The 15,618-nt window shown below is 63.9% G+C and carries 14 protein-coding genes; 7 read left to right on the forward strand and 7 right to left on the reverse strand.

Annotation, left to right across the window (positions count from 1 at the left end; all coding sequences use genetic code 11):
- Positions 1-93: 93 nt before the first annotated feature.
- Positions 94-1,002 carry a LysR family transcriptional regulator gene (locus tag ACYCVF_RS14620; protein WP_459596191.1) on the forward strand — a complete coding sequence of 303 codons (909 nt, stop codon included), beginning with the start codon at positions 94-96 and terminating at the stop codon, positions 1,000-1,002.
- 21 nt (positions 1,003-1,023) lie between these two features.
- Here ACYCVF_RS14620 and ACYCVF_RS14625 read toward each other — a convergent pair whose 3' ends face one another.
- Together ACYCVF_RS14625 and ACYCVF_RS14630 are read right to left on the reverse strand one after the other, a co-directional pair.
- A complete protein-coding gene (locus tag ACYCVF_RS14625) occupies positions 1,024-1,650 on the reverse strand; it encodes a TetR/AcrR family transcriptional regulator (protein ID WP_459596192.1) in 627 nt (208 codons plus the stop codon).
- 64 nt (positions 1,651-1,714) lie between these two features.
- Positions 1,715-2,248, reverse strand: a complete 534-nt coding sequence (locus tag ACYCVF_RS14630; protein ID WP_459596193.1) for a PaaI family thioesterase — start codon at positions 2,246-2,248, stop codon at positions 1,715-1,717.
- 155 nt (positions 2,249-2,403) lie between these two features.
- Between ACYCVF_RS14630 and ACYCVF_RS14635 the strand changes: the two genes are divergently transcribed.
- From ACYCVF_RS14635 to ACYCVF_RS14645, 3 genes are all read left to right on the forward strand, one after another.
- Positions 2,404-3,174, forward strand: coding sequence for an enoyl-CoA hydratase (locus tag ACYCVF_RS14635; protein WP_459596194.1), 771 nt, complete (start codon positions 2,404-2,406; stop codon positions 3,172-3,174).
- Between the two features lie 305 nt (positions 3,175-3,479).
- On the forward strand, positions 3,480-4,676 hold the full coding sequence (locus ACYCVF_RS14640) for an acetyl-CoA C-acyltransferase (RefSeq protein ID WP_459596195.1): 1,197 nt from the start codon (positions 3,480-3,482) through the stop codon (positions 4,674-4,676).
- Between the two features lie 112 nt (positions 4,677-4,788).
- Positions 4,789-6,078, forward strand: a complete 1,290-nt coding sequence (locus ACYCVF_RS14645; RefSeq protein WP_459596196.1) for an MFS transporter — start codon at positions 4,789-4,791, stop codon at positions 6,076-6,078.
- A 73-nt stretch (positions 6,079-6,151) separates the two neighbouring features.
- On the opposite strand, the gene ACYCVF_RS14650 is transcribed toward ACYCVF_RS14645, so the two are convergent.
- Entirely contained in the window at positions 6,152-6,619 is a 468-nt protein-coding gene (locus tag ACYCVF_RS14650) for a hypothetical protein (RefSeq protein WP_459606405.1), read from the reverse strand.
- 367 nt (positions 6,620-6,986) lie between these two features.
- Here ACYCVF_RS14650 and ACYCVF_RS14655 point away from each other — a divergent pair, with 367 nt between their 5' ends.
- Positions 6,987-8,462: an FAD-binding oxidoreductase gene (locus ACYCVF_RS14655; RefSeq protein ID WP_459596198.1), complete on the forward strand. Its 1,476-nt coding sequence runs from the start codon at positions 6,987-6,989 to the stop codon at positions 8,460-8,462.
- Positions 8,463-8,559: 97 nt separating this feature from the next.
- Here the strand turns inward: ACYCVF_RS14655 and ACYCVF_RS14660 are convergent, their stop codons facing one another.
- The 4 genes from ACYCVF_RS14660 to ACYCVF_RS14675 all read right to left on the reverse strand — a co-directional run bounded on the left by ACYCVF_RS14660 (position 8,560) and on the right by ACYCVF_RS14675 (position 13,785).
- Positions 8,560-9,171, reverse strand: coding sequence for a hypothetical protein (locus ACYCVF_RS14660; RefSeq protein ID WP_459596199.1), 612 nt, complete (start codon positions 9,169-9,171; stop codon positions 8,560-8,562).
- 343 nt (positions 9,172-9,514) lie between these two features.
- Positions 9,515-11,212 (reverse strand): GMC family oxidoreductase, encoded by a 1,698-nt coding sequence (locus ACYCVF_RS14665; protein ID WP_459596200.1) that lies wholly within the window; start codon positions 11,210-11,212, stop codon positions 9,515-9,517.
- 109 nt (positions 11,213-11,321) lie between these two features.
- The gene (locus ACYCVF_RS14670; RefSeq protein WP_459596201.1) at positions 11,322-12,881 is read right to left on the reverse strand and encodes an acyl-CoA carboxylase subunit beta; all 1,560 of its coding nucleotides are present in this window, start codon (positions 12,879-12,881) and stop codon (positions 11,322-11,324) included.
- The gene (locus tag ACYCVF_RS14675; protein ID WP_459596202.1) at positions 12,811-13,785 is read right to left on the reverse strand and encodes an IclR family transcriptional regulator; all 975 of its coding nucleotides are present in this window, start codon (positions 13,783-13,785) and stop codon (positions 12,811-12,813) included. Before ACYCVF_RS14675 ends, ACYCVF_RS14670 begins: the two co-directional genes overlap by 71 nt.
- Positions 13,786-13,879: 94 nt before the next feature.
- On the opposite strand from ACYCVF_RS14675, the gene ACYCVF_RS14680 reads away from it, so the two are divergent.
- Both ACYCVF_RS14680 and ACYCVF_RS14685 read left to right on the forward strand, forming a co-directional pair.
- Positions 13,880-14,101, forward strand: a complete 222-nt coding sequence (locus ACYCVF_RS14680; RefSeq protein ID WP_459596203.1) for a biotin/lipoyl-containing protein — start codon at positions 13,880-13,882, stop codon at positions 14,099-14,101.
- 143 nt (positions 14,102-14,244) lie between these two features.
- Positions 14,245-15,411, forward strand: a complete 1,167-nt coding sequence (locus ACYCVF_RS14685) for a TAXI family TRAP transporter solute-binding subunit (protein ID WP_459596204.1) — start codon at positions 14,245-14,247, stop codon at positions 15,409-15,411.
- Positions 15,412-15,618: the final 207 nt, after the last annotated feature.

The raw sequence follows: 15,618 nt of genomic DNA on the forward strand, positions 1-15,618 counted from the left end.
TCCTTAGGTCAAGGTCTGATCGCTTTGACAAATCCTATCGACCTGCATTTTATAGGATTCAAGTCTGAGATAATGCACCATAGATGTGCGAAAATGCTGGATCAAGGCGCTATCGATTGGGACGACTTTCGCTTCGTGCTGGCCATCGTGCGGGGCGGCTCGGTCTCGGCTGCGGCAAAACAGCTCGGCGTCGACCATGCCACGGTGATCCGCCGCGTCGACCGGCTGGAGAAGCACCTTTCGGCCAAGCTGTTCGACCGCCGCAAGACCGGCTACCTCCTCACCGAGGCCGGCCAGCGTGTCGCCGACAGCGCCGAAGCCATGGAATCGACCATCGTCGCCAACCAGGAGCAGGTCGGCGGCTCCGTGGCGCGGCTGACCGGAACGGTGCGGATCGGCGCACCTGACGGCTTCGGCACCGCCTTCCTGGCGCCGCGGCTCGCCCCCTTCGCCGACCGCTACCCCGATCTCGACCTGCAACTTGTGGCTACTGCGCGGCTGTTCAGCCTCTCCAAGCGCGAGGCCGATATCGCCATCAGCCTGACCATGCCGAAGGAAGGCCGCATCGTCGGCCGCAAGCTGCTCGACTACCGACTCGGGCTCTACGCCGCGCCCGGATATCTCGACCGCTTCCCTGAGATCACTTCGCGGCAGGACCTGCCGCAGCACCGTTTCGTCGGTTATATCGAAGAGCTGCTGTTCACGCCGGAGCTCGACTACCTGCCGCAGGTGTCCCCGAAGATTTCCGCACGCTTCCGCAGCGCCAATCTGATCGCACAGCTCAACGCCACGCTCTCGGGCTTCGGCATCGCGGTGCTGCCGCATTTCATGGCGAACGACTATCCGCAGCTCAAGGCGGTGCTGCCCGACGACATCTCGATCACGCGGACCTTCTGGATGCTGATGCACGCCGACAGCAAGGATCTTGCGCGGATCAGGGCGGTGGCCGATTACATCAGCGAGATCGTCGAGCGCGAGCGGGCGTTGTTCGCGGGGCGATGAATATGCGGGATGTAGCTGTCGCTAATTCTGCTTCTCGCGTGCCTTCTTCGCCACGGTGACCTTCGACTCACGCTTCGCGCCATCCAGCACGCTGTCCCTGCCCGCCTTCAGCACCTCATCCGACAGCTCGCTGGAGCCGGCAATACGCGCCAGCAGCATGGTACCGGCCATAGCCGCCAGCGTCGCGATCGCCTGTTTGCGGGCGGCCTTGCGCGGCATGTTTGGCATGTAGTCCGTCATCATCTCGATCATCTGATCCAGCTTGCCGGCAAAGGCTTTTCGCGTCTTCGGGCTCTCGCGGGCAATCTCTGCGCCAAGTGCGGGAATCGAACAGCCGTGGCCGGGATTGTCGCGATGCAGCGTCGAGAGATAGCTCTCCGCGACCAGCGCCAACCGCTTTTCAGGAGCGGCTTCGCCCGTGAGCTTGCGCCAGTGCTCCATCGAGCGGTCCATGGCATAGCCAAAGGCCTCGATCACCAGCGCCTCGCGGGAATCGAAATGCGCGTAGAAGCCGCCATGGGTCAGGCCTGCCTCCTTCATCAGGTCGGCGACGCCGACGCCATGGGCACCCTTCTCGCGCAGCCGCACTGAGGCTTTCTTCACGATCCGGTCGTGGGTTTCCTGCTTGTGTTCCCGGGAATAGCGCATGGGGATCTCATTGAATGTCGGAGATCATTTCATATCACGAAAGCAATCCGAACGGTGCATTAATTCATGTTAAGTTGTTACCGATCATGGAGAAGGTTGCAGTTGCATGCACCGCAAGGGCCCCCTTACCATCGCGGACGAAGCCTTCAGTGTAGCTGGTCTGACGTCCGAGCTTGATGATCTTGCCTTCGGCCGAGATCAGGCCGGACCGGACCGAGAGCGGCCGCAGGAAGGTCAGCTTCAGGTCGAGGGTCACAGAGCTTTGTCCGGCCTCGAGCCGGGTCGAGATCGCACATCCCATGGCCGTATCGATCAACGCCGCCGCCGTCGCGCCGTGCAGGAGGCCGATGGTATTTTCAAGATCCTCGCGCGGCTCCAGTTCCATGACGATCCGGCCGGGCTCGACAACTGCCATGGTGAACCCGATCAGCTTTGCAAAGGGCGGCGGCGGCAGACGGCCGTCGCGAATTCCGAGCATGGCGTCCATGCCCGAGAGCCCGATGGCTGCTCTCGCGACCGGCGCCGGCACCTGCCAATCCACGACGCGCTCACGCCGCTGCGCCGGCGAAAACAGGGCGAGTTGATCGATGTCGGCCATGGCCACCTCTTTGAATGATATACATCATACTATGTCACGGACTTCGCGCTGGCAACTCACGATCGTCTCCTGCTTGACAAGCCGGGCATTTCGGCCCGGAAGTGATCCCGACCAGTGCGCCTCGCACGCGTCCACGAAACCTTCGAGATGCCAAGATGGAAATGCTCAACGATCACTGCGGCGTGACTCGCGATGAGCGCGGCGTCGTTCACGTCGCGATCTGCAACGCCGGCCCGCTCAACATTCTCGGCTCGCCGGTGACCGACGCCGTGCGCGAAGGCCTCCAGCAGCTCAGCTCGGACCGCAGCATCCGGGTCCTGGTGCTGCGCGGCCAGAGCGAGAAGAGCATGATCGGCGGTGCAGACATCAAGGAGATGGCCAAGCTCGACCAGAAATCCGCCGAAGCCTTCATCAGTCGCCTGCGCGATCTCTGCGAGGCGGTGCGTGCTTTCCCCGCCCCGGTGATCGCACGGATGCCCGGCTGGTGCCTCGGCGGCGGGCTCGAAGTGGCGGCGGCCTGCGACTTCCGGATCGCGGCGCATGATGCGCATTTCGGCATGCCGGAGGTTCGCGTCGGCATCCCCTCGGTGATCCATGCCGCGCTGCTGCCGCGCCTGATCGGCTGGGCCCGCGCCCGCTGGCTGGTGATGACGGCGGAGAACATCGACGCCCCGACCGCGCTGGCCTGGGGCCTGGTCGACAAGGTCGCCGCGCCAGGCGAACTGGATGCCGCGGTCGAGCACGTCGTGAAGGCGCTGCTCGAATGCGGTCCCGAGGCGCTGCGATCGCAGAAGGCATTGCTGCGGCAATGGGAGGAGTTGCCGCTGACGGAGTCGGTAAATCTGAGCGTGAAGGTCTTCGGCGAGTCGTTCCTGACGGACGAACCGACGCGCCTGATGCAAGCGTTCGTGAATCGGAAGCGGTAGGACGATCTCCCCATCACGATCGCTGCCACGCGCAGGATGTCATGCCCCGGCTTGACCGGACCATCCAGTACGTGGGGACTTTTGCGTATCCCACGCTCGTCTGTGGAAAACTGGATCGCCCGCCTTAGCGCCCAACGACTGCGCTCTGTGTAGAGACTACCGCCCCGCAACGTGCTCTGGCCACAGCTCTCCACGACCAAATCTCATCCGAACCACGACAATTTCTCATCACTGGCGCGGTTGCATTTCTCGCGTCGCATCATATGATGACCATAATCTTACCCATCATCTCAGGGAGTTCCGTCATGGCCGAAGCCGCCGATCCCGTCGTCATCGTCTCCGCCGCCCGCACCCCGCTCGGCCGCTTCATGGGCGAATTGTCGCCGCTTCCCGCACACAAGCTCGGATCACACGTCATCGGCGCGGCGTTGGAGCGCGCCAAGCTTGCACTCGAGAAGGTCGACGAGGTCTTCATGGGCTGCGTGCTGCCGGCCGGACAAGGCCAGGCGCCGGCGCGACAGGCGGCGCGCGCGGCCGGCCTGCCCGATGCCACCGGCGCCACGACGGTCAACAAGGTCTGCGGCTCCGGCATGAAGGCGACCATGCTAGCGCACGACATCATCCGCGCCGGCTCGGCCGAGATCGTCGTCTCCGGCGGCATGGAGAGCATGAGCAATGCGCCTTATCTGCTCGCCAAGGCGCGCGGCGGCTATCGCGTCGGCCATGACCGCATCATCGACCACATGATGATGGACGGACTGGAGGATGCCTATGAGACGGGCCGCTCCATGGGCGATTTCGGCGAGGCGACGGCTGAAGCCTATCAGTTCACCCGCAAGGACCAGGATGCCTATGCGATGGAGACGCTTAGCCGGGCGCGCAAGGCGGTCGAGGGCGGCGCGTTCAAGGCCGAGATCGCGCCGATCACGCTCACCGAGAAGGCCGGCCCGCGCGTCATCGCCAATGACGAGCATCCGCTGAAGGTTGATCCCGCCAAGATTCCCGGATTGAAGCCGGCGTTCCGCGCCAACGGCACCATCACGCCGGCGGCCTCCTCCGCCAATGCCGACGGCGCTGCGGCGCTTGTGCTGACGAAGCGCTCGCTCGCCGATCGGAGCGGCCTGCCCGTTCTGGCCGAGATCAAGGGGCACGCCACCCATAGCCAGGAACCGCAATGGTTCACCACGGCGCCGATCCCGGCGATCCGCAAGCTGCTCGACAAGGTCGGCTGGGCTGCCTCCGATGTCGACCTGTTCGAGATCAACGAGGCCTTTGCCGTCGTGGCGATGGCGGCGCAGCGTGATCTCGGCATTCCCCGCGAGAAGCTGAACATCAACGGCGGCGCCTGCGCGCTCGGTCATCCGATCGGTGCCACCGGCGCGCGGCTGGTCGTGACGCTGCTGCATGCGCTCGAGGCGCAGAACCTCAAACGCGGTATCGCCGCGCTCTGCATCGGTGGCGGCGAAGCTACCGCGATCGCGGTGGAGCGGCTGGGGCACTGAGGCGCAAACGCCCGAAAACGAGGGAACTCTGGCATTTCCGACAGACTCGTCCCGTGTCATCCTGCAAACTGACGCAGGTCTCTTGCGACCTGCCCATCAATACCGAGGCCCAATGATTTCGAACTGGCTCGCGGCAGCACTTTCCCGCCGCAACATCCATTACGGCTGGGTGATGGTCGGCGTGACCTTTCTCGCCGCGCTGATCAGCGCCGGCACGGTCGGCGCGCCCGGTGTATTCATCGTCCCGCTTCAGAAGGAGTTCGGCTGGAGCACGGCAGAGATCTCCTCCGCTTTGTCAATCCGGTTCATCCTGTTCGGGCTGATGGCACCGTTCGCCGCCGCCCTGCTCAACCGCTACGGCCTGCGCAACGTGACGCTGGTCGCGCAACTGATCGTGGTCTCGGCGCTCGTGCTCTCCCTCGGCATGACCGAGGTCTGGCAGCTCATCGCCCTCTGGGGCGTGGTGATCGGGATCGGCACGGGCATGACCGCCCTGGTGCTCGGCGCGACCATTGCCACGCGCTGGTTCGCGGCAAGACGCGGCCTCGTCGTCGGCATCATGACCGCGAGCGTCGCCACCGGCCAGCTCGTGTTCCTGCCGCTGCTGGCAAGCCTCACCGACCGCTATGGCTGGCGGCTTACCCTCGGCCTCGTCTGCATCATGCTCGGCGTGTCGGCGCTGGCGGTGCTGCTCGCGATGCGTGACAGGCCGAGCGATGTCGGCCTGCGCCCCTTCGGCGACGAAGGCACCGCGCCGTTGCCCGCCCCGCCCACGAGCCACGGCTCGATCACGGGCGTTGCGCTGGGCACGCTGCGCGACGTCTCCAGATCGGGAACGTTCTGGATCCTGTTTGCGACCTTCTTCATCTGTGGTGCCTCGACCAACGGTCTCGTGCAGGTGCACCTGATCCCGATGTGTCTCGATTTCGGCATCCCTCAGGTGCAGGCGGCGAGCCTGCTGGCTGCGATGGGCATCTTCGACTTCGTCGGCACCATCCTGTCGGGCTGGCTGTCCGACCGCTACGACAATCGCTGGCTCCTGTTCTGGTACTATGGGCTACGCGGGCTCTCGCTGATCTTCCTGCCCTTCAGCGACTTCTCATTCTACGGCCTCTCTGTGTTCGCGATGTTCTACGGGCTCGACTGGATCGCCACGGTGCCGCCGACCGTGCGGCTCACCGCGCAGAAGTTCGGTCCGGAGCGCGCCAATCTGGTGTTCGGCTGGATCTTCGCCGGCCATCAGCTCGGCGCAGGCGCCGCCGCCTTCAGCGCAGGCCTGTCGCGCACCATCTATGAGAGCTATCTGCCTGCATTCTTCATTGCCGGCGCGCTGTGCGTGTTCGCCGCGCTAATCGTGCTGGCGCTGTCGCGGCAGCCGATGCGACAGACGGCAGCGGCCTGAAGCCGGCCTAATAGCTGACCGTGCTGACGCCGAACACGCCGGCGTCACCAATCCGCCCGGCGCGAGAAGCGCCTCACTTCGAATCCTTGTTCAATTCGATCGCGACCTCCGACATCCAGGATCCCGGCGCCTCCATCAGAAAGGATTGACGATTGCTCTTGGTCTGGATGGTCACCAGCGCCGCCACCGTGTTTCCCTCAATTCGCGCCTCGATCAGGCCGTCCTTGTTCGTGCCATAGACCTTGCCGCCCTGTCGGTATTCGCTCTCGAACCAGTTGCCGGAAAGCTCCGTCCCGCTCTGCTCGATGTTCGCCGACAGGACCATTTTGTACGCATCGCTTGCGCAGCGCAGATCGAGCGTCAACGACCGTCCCGGCCTGGTGACGTTATAGGCCACTTTGCAGCGAACCTTCTCACGTGGACCATCGGACGGCTTCATCGTGCCGACGCCCGACCATGCGCCGGCCAAACCGTCGAACACCGGCTCTGCGCATAACGGGCTGATGCCGACGAGCGCGAGGCAGGCTGCGCCAATACCCATGCGAGCCGCCAAAACCTTCAGTAGCATTCTTCCGATCCTGATCCGCAACGTGGGCGTCCTACGCGCGAACAGCCACGGAATGTTGGCGAAGATGTTTGGAAATGTTGCAAGGATTGCCTGAACATTGCCGGCATCGGGAAAAGTCGCGGGCAAAGAAACATCCGGATCTGGTCTCGATGGCGAGCGCGCCGGATTCCGTTGTCGCTTCGGTCCTGTCCGGCCGGGGTGTTGGTGACACACCCCTGGGCTCCCCCTGGGGGTCCACAGGTTCGGGCAACATCCCGTTAGACTCCGCGGCCCAAACGTGGACAATAGCCTCCGCACGTTACGTGCGCAGTGCACACCAAGATGCGCCAGAGGAAACAGAATGCCGGCTGCCTTCCTATCCGCCGATCCCATCATCCCGACTGCTCCTTTGACCTCTGAACTTCGCGATGCCCTGCGCGCGATTGTCGGCGAGAAGGGCCTGATCGAGGACGACCACGGCAAACAGCCGTTCGTGACGGACTGGCGGGGCTTGCTGGTTGGCGGTGCCGGCGCCGTCGTTCGGCCTGGCAGTACCGCGGAAGTCTCGAACGTGGTCCGGCTCTGCCATGAGCACGGCATCGCGATCGTGCCGCAGGGCGGCAACACAGGCCTGATGGGCGGGGCGACGCCCTGGCCTGCGCATACCGGCATCGTGCTGTCGCTCGGCCGCATGAACCGCGTGCTGGACGTCGATCCCGTTGGCTATTCAATGACGGTCGAAGCCGGCTGCGTGTTGCAGACACTTCAGGAGACGGCAAGCCAAAACGACAGGTTCCTGCCGCTCAGCCTTGGCGCCCAGGGCTCGTGCATGATCGGCGGCAACCTCTCGACCAACGCCGGCGGCGTGCAGGTGCTGCGCTACGGCAATGCCCGCAATCTCGTGCTCGGGCTCGAGGTCGTCTTGCCCAACGGCGAGGTCTGGGACGGACTGCGCGCGCTCAAGAAGGACAATACCGGCTATGACCTCAAGCACCTCTTCATGGGCGCCGAAGGCACGCTCGGCGTCATCACCAAGGCCGTGCTCAAGCTATGGCCCGCACCGAAGGACGTTTGCACCGCATGGCTGGCGATCCGGGATCCACGCGCGGCCCTGGAGATCCTGTCCGAAGCCCATGCGGCATCCGAGGACAACGTCGGCTCCTGCGAGCTGATGAGTCGCAGCGCCATCGACATGGTGCTGCGCCACATCCCCGGCACCCAGGATCCGCTGAGGGCGGACACACGATGGTATCTCCTGCTCGAATGGTCGTCGGCGCGGGCACGCCGTGATGGGACCGAGGGCATGTCCGAGAAGCTGGAGCAGTTTCTCGCCGATCAGCTCGAGGCGGGTCGTGTGCTCGATGCTGCGATCGCTCAGACGGTCGGCCAGTCGCGCAACATGTGGCGCATTCGGGAGGGTGTCGCCGAGGCCTCGCGGGCCGAAGGACCTGGGCTGAGCTTCGACGTGTCGGTGGCGATCTCCCGGATACCGGAGTTCATCGACAAGGGGACCAAGGCCGTGCTCGACATCCTCCCCAGCATCAGGCCCTACCCGCTCGGACACATCGGCGACGGTAACCTGCATTTCTCGTTCACGGGGCCGGTCGGCATGGATCAGCAGACGCTGGCCCAGTACAAGGGCGCCATCACGCGGGCCGTGAACGACCTCATCACCTCCATGGGCGGCTCGATCTCGGCGGAGCATGGCATCGGTATCGACAAGCTCGACGAGCTCAGCCACTACCGGACAAAGACCGAGCTCGACATCATGCGCACCATCAAGCGCGCGCTCGATCCGCAAAACATCATGAATCCCGGCAAGGTGCTGCGGCTGTGATCGAGGCTGAGCCGGGCGCCAGATTGATTGAGCGTGGAAAGGCCGCAAAATTTTTGCGACCCTTCCGTGGTCTTGTCGAGCGTGGTGTTCGCTGTTCTCAAGCTACCGAACCGCCGCGGGGGTTGACGATCGTATACCCTCGCAATGAACGTGCGTGGATCCGCGTCGCGCGCCCGCCCGAGTTGGCGTCATAGGCCATCCAGACGTCGCCACCGACGTGCTGCTCCAGGACGAAAACGTGCCCTCGTCGCGCAGCAACCATGCCTGGTGCGGGTGATGTCCGCGGAAAGCGCAGCCAGTTGGACGCCAGGTTCAATTCCGGCACAATACGGCCAAACACGCGCAGGGCCGCGCCGCAGCCGCAGAAGGATGAAGGGCAGCCGGCCGGGCGGCCGCCGACAACGCGAGCGCCGGAGACATTCGCCGTCGCGGCGGTGCCCCCTGCATCAGTCACCGTCAGTTGCGTCGAGCGGTAGGCTTGCAGCGAGGATCTGGAAACTACTGAAGACCCGTAAACTGAAGACTTGTAAGCTGAAGACTTGTAAACTGAAGACTTGTAGATCCGCTCGCTACGCGTCTGCGAAAACGAGAAGTCGCAGGGCATGGTGACATTGCATTCAGGGGCTTGGTGAACGCGATAAGGCCGTGCTTCCGAAGCGACAGAACCTAGGACAAAGAAGACGCACGCAGAAAATACTCGCTTGAACATTGCAGGACTCCAATGAGAGACCCTGCCCCGGACAGCGAGAGATCAACAACAGTTTGGCTGAAATGGGCCTAAAGAGCGGCTGAAAGTGGCTGCGTTGCGCAACGCGACCAGCAACCGTCATCGTCTACATGTAGCAACTGAGATGATTCACTCGTAGCGCACGAAGCCCGCCAAGCGGGTCAATCTTGTGGCATGCAACCAATCCAATTCGCAGACTGCGCTGGCGAGAGCGCCGACGCCGGACTACAGGTTCGCATGCGCGTTGGATGCAGGACGCCAGACCAAATGCGTATCAGCGTTCCTGTTCACCGCACTGCTCCGGATCGCCAGACGCGGCTGCCGCTCACTGCATCATCGCGGCCGCGATCTTCTCCGCCGACATGAGGACCGGGAAGTTGGTGTTGGCGCACGGCACCACCGGAAAGATCGAGGCGTCGACCACGCGCAGGCCCTGGATGCCCCTGACGCGGCCCTGATTGTCGACCACCGCCATCGGATCGTCGGCGCGGCCCATGCGGCACGAGCACGAGGCATGCCACACGCCGATGGTCGCCTTGCGCACGAAGGCTTCCAACGCCTCGTCGTCGTTCATCACCTGATCGAAGGTAAAACCTTCGACCACAAAATTGTCGATCATGTAGTGACGTAGCGCCGCTGGCCCGTCCATCAGCGTTGCGGCGATCCTGGTGAGGATTTTGTTCCTGGTGTTGACCACGCCGATCTTGCGGACCTTGTCGGTATAGGCGGCCGGAAATGGCTTGTCCGTCACCTTTTTCACGATGTCGCTCATTTGAATCGCCGCCATCTTGCGGAAGCCGCTCATCAGGCGATCGAGGTCGCGCCGGTCGGACAACAGGTTGAACTCGACGACCGGTTCTGCCGAGGGATCGCGCGCGGCAAGCTTGACCTGTCCGGTCTCGGAATAGGTCTTGTTGACGAAGGTGAGCAACGAGCCGATCTGCTCCCCGACCGCATGCCAGGCCGACTTGGAGAGCAGGACGACGAACATGTCGCCCTTCGGTACGCCCGGCAGCCCGGACGAATAACGCAGGCCGAGTTGCATGTGGCGCCTGGTGTGCTCGTTCATGCGCGCGCCGCGGCGGACGAAGGACGACAGCGAGATCGAGGGATGATCCATCAGGCGCTGGCCGACGCCTGGCAAGCCCATCAGCACGGGAATGCCCAGATCCTTGAGGTGACCGACCGGGCCGATGCCGGCGCGGAGCAGATGCGCCGGCGAATGGATCGCGCCGCTGGAGAGAATGATCTCGCGTCCGCGGAATTCCTGCCCTCGCCCATCGACCACGGCCTTTACGCCGACGCATTGCGTGCCTTCGAACAGCAGCTCTCGAACCTGCGTGTTGGTGGAGATCGTGAGGTTGGCACGCTTGCGGGTGTCGCGATCGAGATATCCCATGGCGGCCGAGACGCGTTGCTCGGCCTGGTTGGAATGCGTCACCGGGAAAAAGCCGTCGACGAACTCGCCGTTCTGGTCCGGCAGGAACTGATGGCCGGCCTGTTGGAAGGCTTGCGCGAACGCCTCTGAATGCTGCGTCCAGTGCTCCCGCGGGATGCGGCGGACCGGGATCCGGCCTTCCTTGCCGTGATAGGGCCCGTCGAAATCGAGGTCACGTTCGACCTTCTTGAAAAAGGGCAGCACATCCTTCCAGCTCCACCCGTCGGCGCCCCGTGCCTCCCATTCGTCGTAATCGGTCGGCGCGCCGCGATTGGCCATCTGGCCGTTGATTGACGAGCCGCCGCCGAGCACGCGCGCCTGCTCGTATTTACGCAAGGGCGGACGGGCTTCGTTGGGATTGTTGTGACTGACGACTTGCGTCGTGACCTTGAGCTCGGTCCAGTGGAAGCGCGGATCGAAATACGCCGTGCCGGGATAGCTGTCCCTGATCTCAGCCGGCTCGTTACCGGGCGGCGTGTCCTGCCCGGCCTCGCACAGCAGGACCTTGTTGGCGCTTTTCGCGGAGAGCCGGTGGGCCAGCACGGACCCCGCCGAGCCGCCGCCCACGATGATGAAGTCGTACACGATTGGCGCTTCCTCTTGTTCTTGTCGGGGGACCGTAGCGCGTTATTGTTTTGAGGTCACGCCATCGCCGCCGCGACAAGATTGCCGCGGCGGCGATGATGACAGAACATCAAGGCCTGATCGAAAAATTCTCCGGCGGCCCCGGCTTGCGCAGCGGCTCCGCGAGGCGCGCGAACTCGCACAGCAGCGACCGTGTCTTTCGGGGATCGATGATCTCCTCGACCCAGAATTTCTCGGCCGAGCGGAACGGCGAGCGCAGCTTGTTGAGCCGCGCCTCGATCTCCTTCAGCTTCGCCGCTTTGTCCTCCGCCGCATCGATGTCGGCGCGATAGGCGGCTTCGATGCCGCCTTCGAGCGGCAACGAGCCCCAATAGGCTGACGGCCAGGCATAGCGGATCGAGAAGCGGTCGGCAGGCTGATGCACCACACCGGCGACACCGAAGGCGTTGCGCAGGATCACGGTGCACCAGGGCACCGTGGTCTGGTTGACCGCGGCCATGGCGCGGACGCCGTGGCGGATGGTCGCCGCCTTCTCGGCATCGAGACCGATCATGAAGCCGGGGCAGTCCATGAGATAGACGATCGGCAGATGGAAGGTCTCGGCGAAGTCGACCCAGCGCACCACCTTCTGGCAGGCGTCGGCCGTCCAGGAGCCGCCATAGTGAAAGCTGTCGCTGGCCAGCAGCAGCACCGCCCTGCCCTCGAGCCGGGCGAGGCCGACAATGATCGGCTTACCGAAATTCCTGGCGACCTCGAAGAACGAGCCCTTGTCGACGACGGACTCGATGATCGGCCGTATCTTGTAGACCTGCTTGCGGTTGCGCGGCACCGCATTCATCAGCGCTTCGTCGCTGCGCTCCGGATTGTCGGTGCAGGGCAATGTCGGCGGCAACTCGTAGACCGATGACGGCAGATAAGAAAGGAATCGTCGCGCACAGGCGAACGCCTCCTCCTCGGTATCGACGGCATGATCGACCGCACCGGCGCGGGTCTGGATATCGGCGCCCCCGAGCTCCTCCTTCGTGAGATCCTGCCCCAGCGCCTTCACCACCGGCGGCCCAGCGACGAACATCGCGGACTTCCGGGTCATGATGGAATAGTGACTGGCGGCAAGTCGCGCCGCTCCCAAGCCAGCCACGGAGCCGAGGCCGAGTGCGACCACCGGCACGCGCGACAGATTTTCCGTCGTGAAGCGATACCAGCGCGTGCCGCCGATGCCTCCAGGCAGATTCGCCGCGCCCTTGGTCTCGATGGTCTTGACCGAACCGCCGCCGCCGGAGCCCTCGATGATGCGGACGATGGGCAGACGAAAGTCGTGCGCCATCTCCTCCGCCATCAACGGCTTCGCGGAGATCGATGCATCGGCCGAGCCGCCGCGCACCGTGAAATCGTCACCGACCACGACCACGGTGCGGCCGTCGACACGCGCGCGGCCGAAAACGCAGTTCGCCGGCGTCAATTTCTGAAGTTCGCCGCTGGAATCGTACTCACCGATGCCGGAGACGGCACCGATCTCGTGAAAGCTGCCTCTGTCGATCAGCTTGTCGATACGCTCCCGAACAGTCAGCCGGCCCTGGTCATGCTGTCGCTTGACCTTGTCAACGCCGCCCATCTCCCGCGCGAAGGCTTCGCGCCGGGCGAGCTCGTCGAGTTCCGGCTTCCAGTTCATTCACTCCCTCCGAATTGATCGGCTTGTTATTGTTGTGCACGGCCATGGCGACCGGCTTGCGCGAGATACGGTTGTTGAAGGCGTCGCCTTCCGCGCCTTCCATCAGGCTGCCGAGCGAGCGACCGAGTGCGAGCATCAGCGGAGCCACTTCATCATGCAGACGCTGCTCGTCGTACATCGCTGAGAGAAGGCCGATGGTGATGACCACGAACGTCTGGTACTGCGGCGACCAGATCGGCACCGCGAGCCCGTTGATGTGCGGGCTCCACAAGCCGCAGGCCACGACATAGCCGCGCTCTCGCAGCGACTCACGGTTGGCCTCGATGCGAGGCTTCAGAATCTTCGCAGCCTCGGGCGCTTCGCGCTCCATCTCCGCGATGAAGGCATCGCCGACTTCCGGCGCCAGGGCTGCGGTGTAAGCGGCCCCCGCGGCGGTCGAAGCCATCGAGATGCGGCTGCCGGTGCCCTCGTGCAGGCCGAGTGCGGTCGCCGAGCGCGCGAACTGGAGATAAACGAGATGGAAGCGATCGGGGACGACGAAGCCGACGGTGCCAGGCAGTTGCTCGGCCACTTCCTGGAGCCGCTGCCGGATCATGCTGCGCAGCTGAGCGCCCTTCATCATAGAAGCGCTCATCGCCACGGCGCTCGGGCCGATGCGATATTTTTGATCGCGGGGGAGATACACGAGCTGACCCATGCGGGTCAGCGTGTGCGTGAGCCGCGACACCGTCGAGCGCGGCAGACCGCAGCGGTTTGAAATCTCGAGATTGCCGAGCCTGCTATCGTGGCCCTCGAAGCATCGCAACACGTCGAACGCGCGCGAGACCACCTGGATGACATCACTCTCGCCGGCATCGCCAGCGAGCACGCCTTGCCTACTCAACCGCTCCGATCGTCGTCCCATGTTCCCTACCGTTTGTTCCGCTGTGCGGAATTAAATTCCACTTGCAGACGACGCTACCTCAGGCATTTTGCGACGACAACAAAAAGGCGATGGCATGCCAGAAATTAAGATCGTCACGGAGATCGCGGGACGCATCTGCGCAACTCCCGTGCAAGTTGGAGGAACCGTCGCAGATGGCGATGACGTTGTGGTTGTCGAGGCCATGAAGATGGAGATACCGGTCCCCTCACCCGCAAGCGGCACGATCACATCGCTCCTCGTCAAGTTGGACGACGTCGTTGCCGAGGGACAGGCGATCGCGATCGTCGTGAGCTGAGTGGTTTATCTGCCGTTTCCGCGACAATCTGTCAGCCGCATTAGCGCAAGCGTGGTACGGCGTTGCCATCGCCGGTTACGGATGACATGATCCGGTTCAAGCAAGAATGTCCTCGCGCTGAAGCGAGGATCATGGAGGGAAACATGCTTCGTGGGCTGCTCGTGCTCGCGCCTGCCTTGGTGGCGGGCATTTCGTTTGCGTCTACACGCTACTCGTTCGCCGAAGACATCAAGCTGCCGGCGACGTTGACCTTCACGGCGTATGACACCGGCACCGCCGGTTTCAACATCGCGGTCGGCGTCGGCAAGATGATGAAGGACAAATACGGCACCGACGTCCGCGTGCTCCCCGCCGGCAATGACGTCGCCCGCCTTGCGCCGCTGCGCGCCAAGCGCGCGGCTTCCGCGGCGATGGGATCGGGCACCTATTTCGCACAGGAAGGTGTGTTCGAGTTCGGCTCGAAAGAATGGGGCCCGCAGCCGCTCCAGATCCTGCTCTCGACGGTCGACTGCAATTGCGGTTCGCTCGGCGTCGCCGCCGACACCGGCGTGAAGGAGCTGAAAGACCTCAAGGGCAAGCGCGTCGGGTTCGTGGTCGGCTCGCCCGCGCTGAATCAGAATTCGCTCGCGGTGCTCGCCTTCGCCGGCCTCACTCAGAAGGACGTCAAGGTCGTCGAATTCGCGAGCTACGGCGCGATGTGGAAAGGGCTGATCAACAACGACGTCGATGCCGCCTTCGGCACCACCATCACCGGACCCGCCAAGGAGGCCGAGAGTTCGCCGCGCGGGCTGATCTGGCCGCCGCTGCCGGCCAAGGACAAGGAAGGCTGGGCGCGGATGCAGAAGGTCGGCTCGTTCTTCTTCCCACAGCTTGCGACCTGCGGCGCCGGCATCTCGCCCGAGAAACCAGTCGAGCTCGGCAACTACCCATACCCGATCTTCGTCGCCTACGCCTCGCAGCCGGCCGACCAGGTCTATGCGATCACCAAGGCGATGATCGTGAACTACGACGCCTACAAGGACTCCGCGCCCGGTGCAGGCGGGCTTGCCGCGGACCGCCAGACCAAGAACTGGGTGGTGCCGGTGCATCCCGGCTCGGTGAAGGCGCTGAAGGAAGCCGGGCAATGGAGCGATGCGCAGGAGGTGCACAACAACAAGCTGATCAAGCGCCAGGAGGTGCTGGCGGCCGCCTGGGCCGATTACGGCAAGTCCAATCCAGCGTCGGACGACAAGGCCTTCCTGGACGGTTGGGTGAAGGCGCGCGCCGCCGCGCTTGCAAAGGCCGGCATGGCGAACGGGTTCGAGGAGTGAGGCGAATAGACTCCTTCGTTGCCACGCGCAAGCTGCACTCCCTCTCCCGCTTGCGGGAGAGGGTTGGGGAGAGGGTATCTCCGCGATGGGAATCCCCAGCGGAGAAAGTCCTTACCCGCGCCTTCGGCGCGACCTCTCCCGCAGGCGGGAGAGGTTGAGGAGCAAGCGGCCCGATCGAGGCAACCAACGTGCCGCCGCCTAATTATC

The sequence above is a fragment of the Bradyrhizobium cedriense genome, from assembly GCF_054602315.1.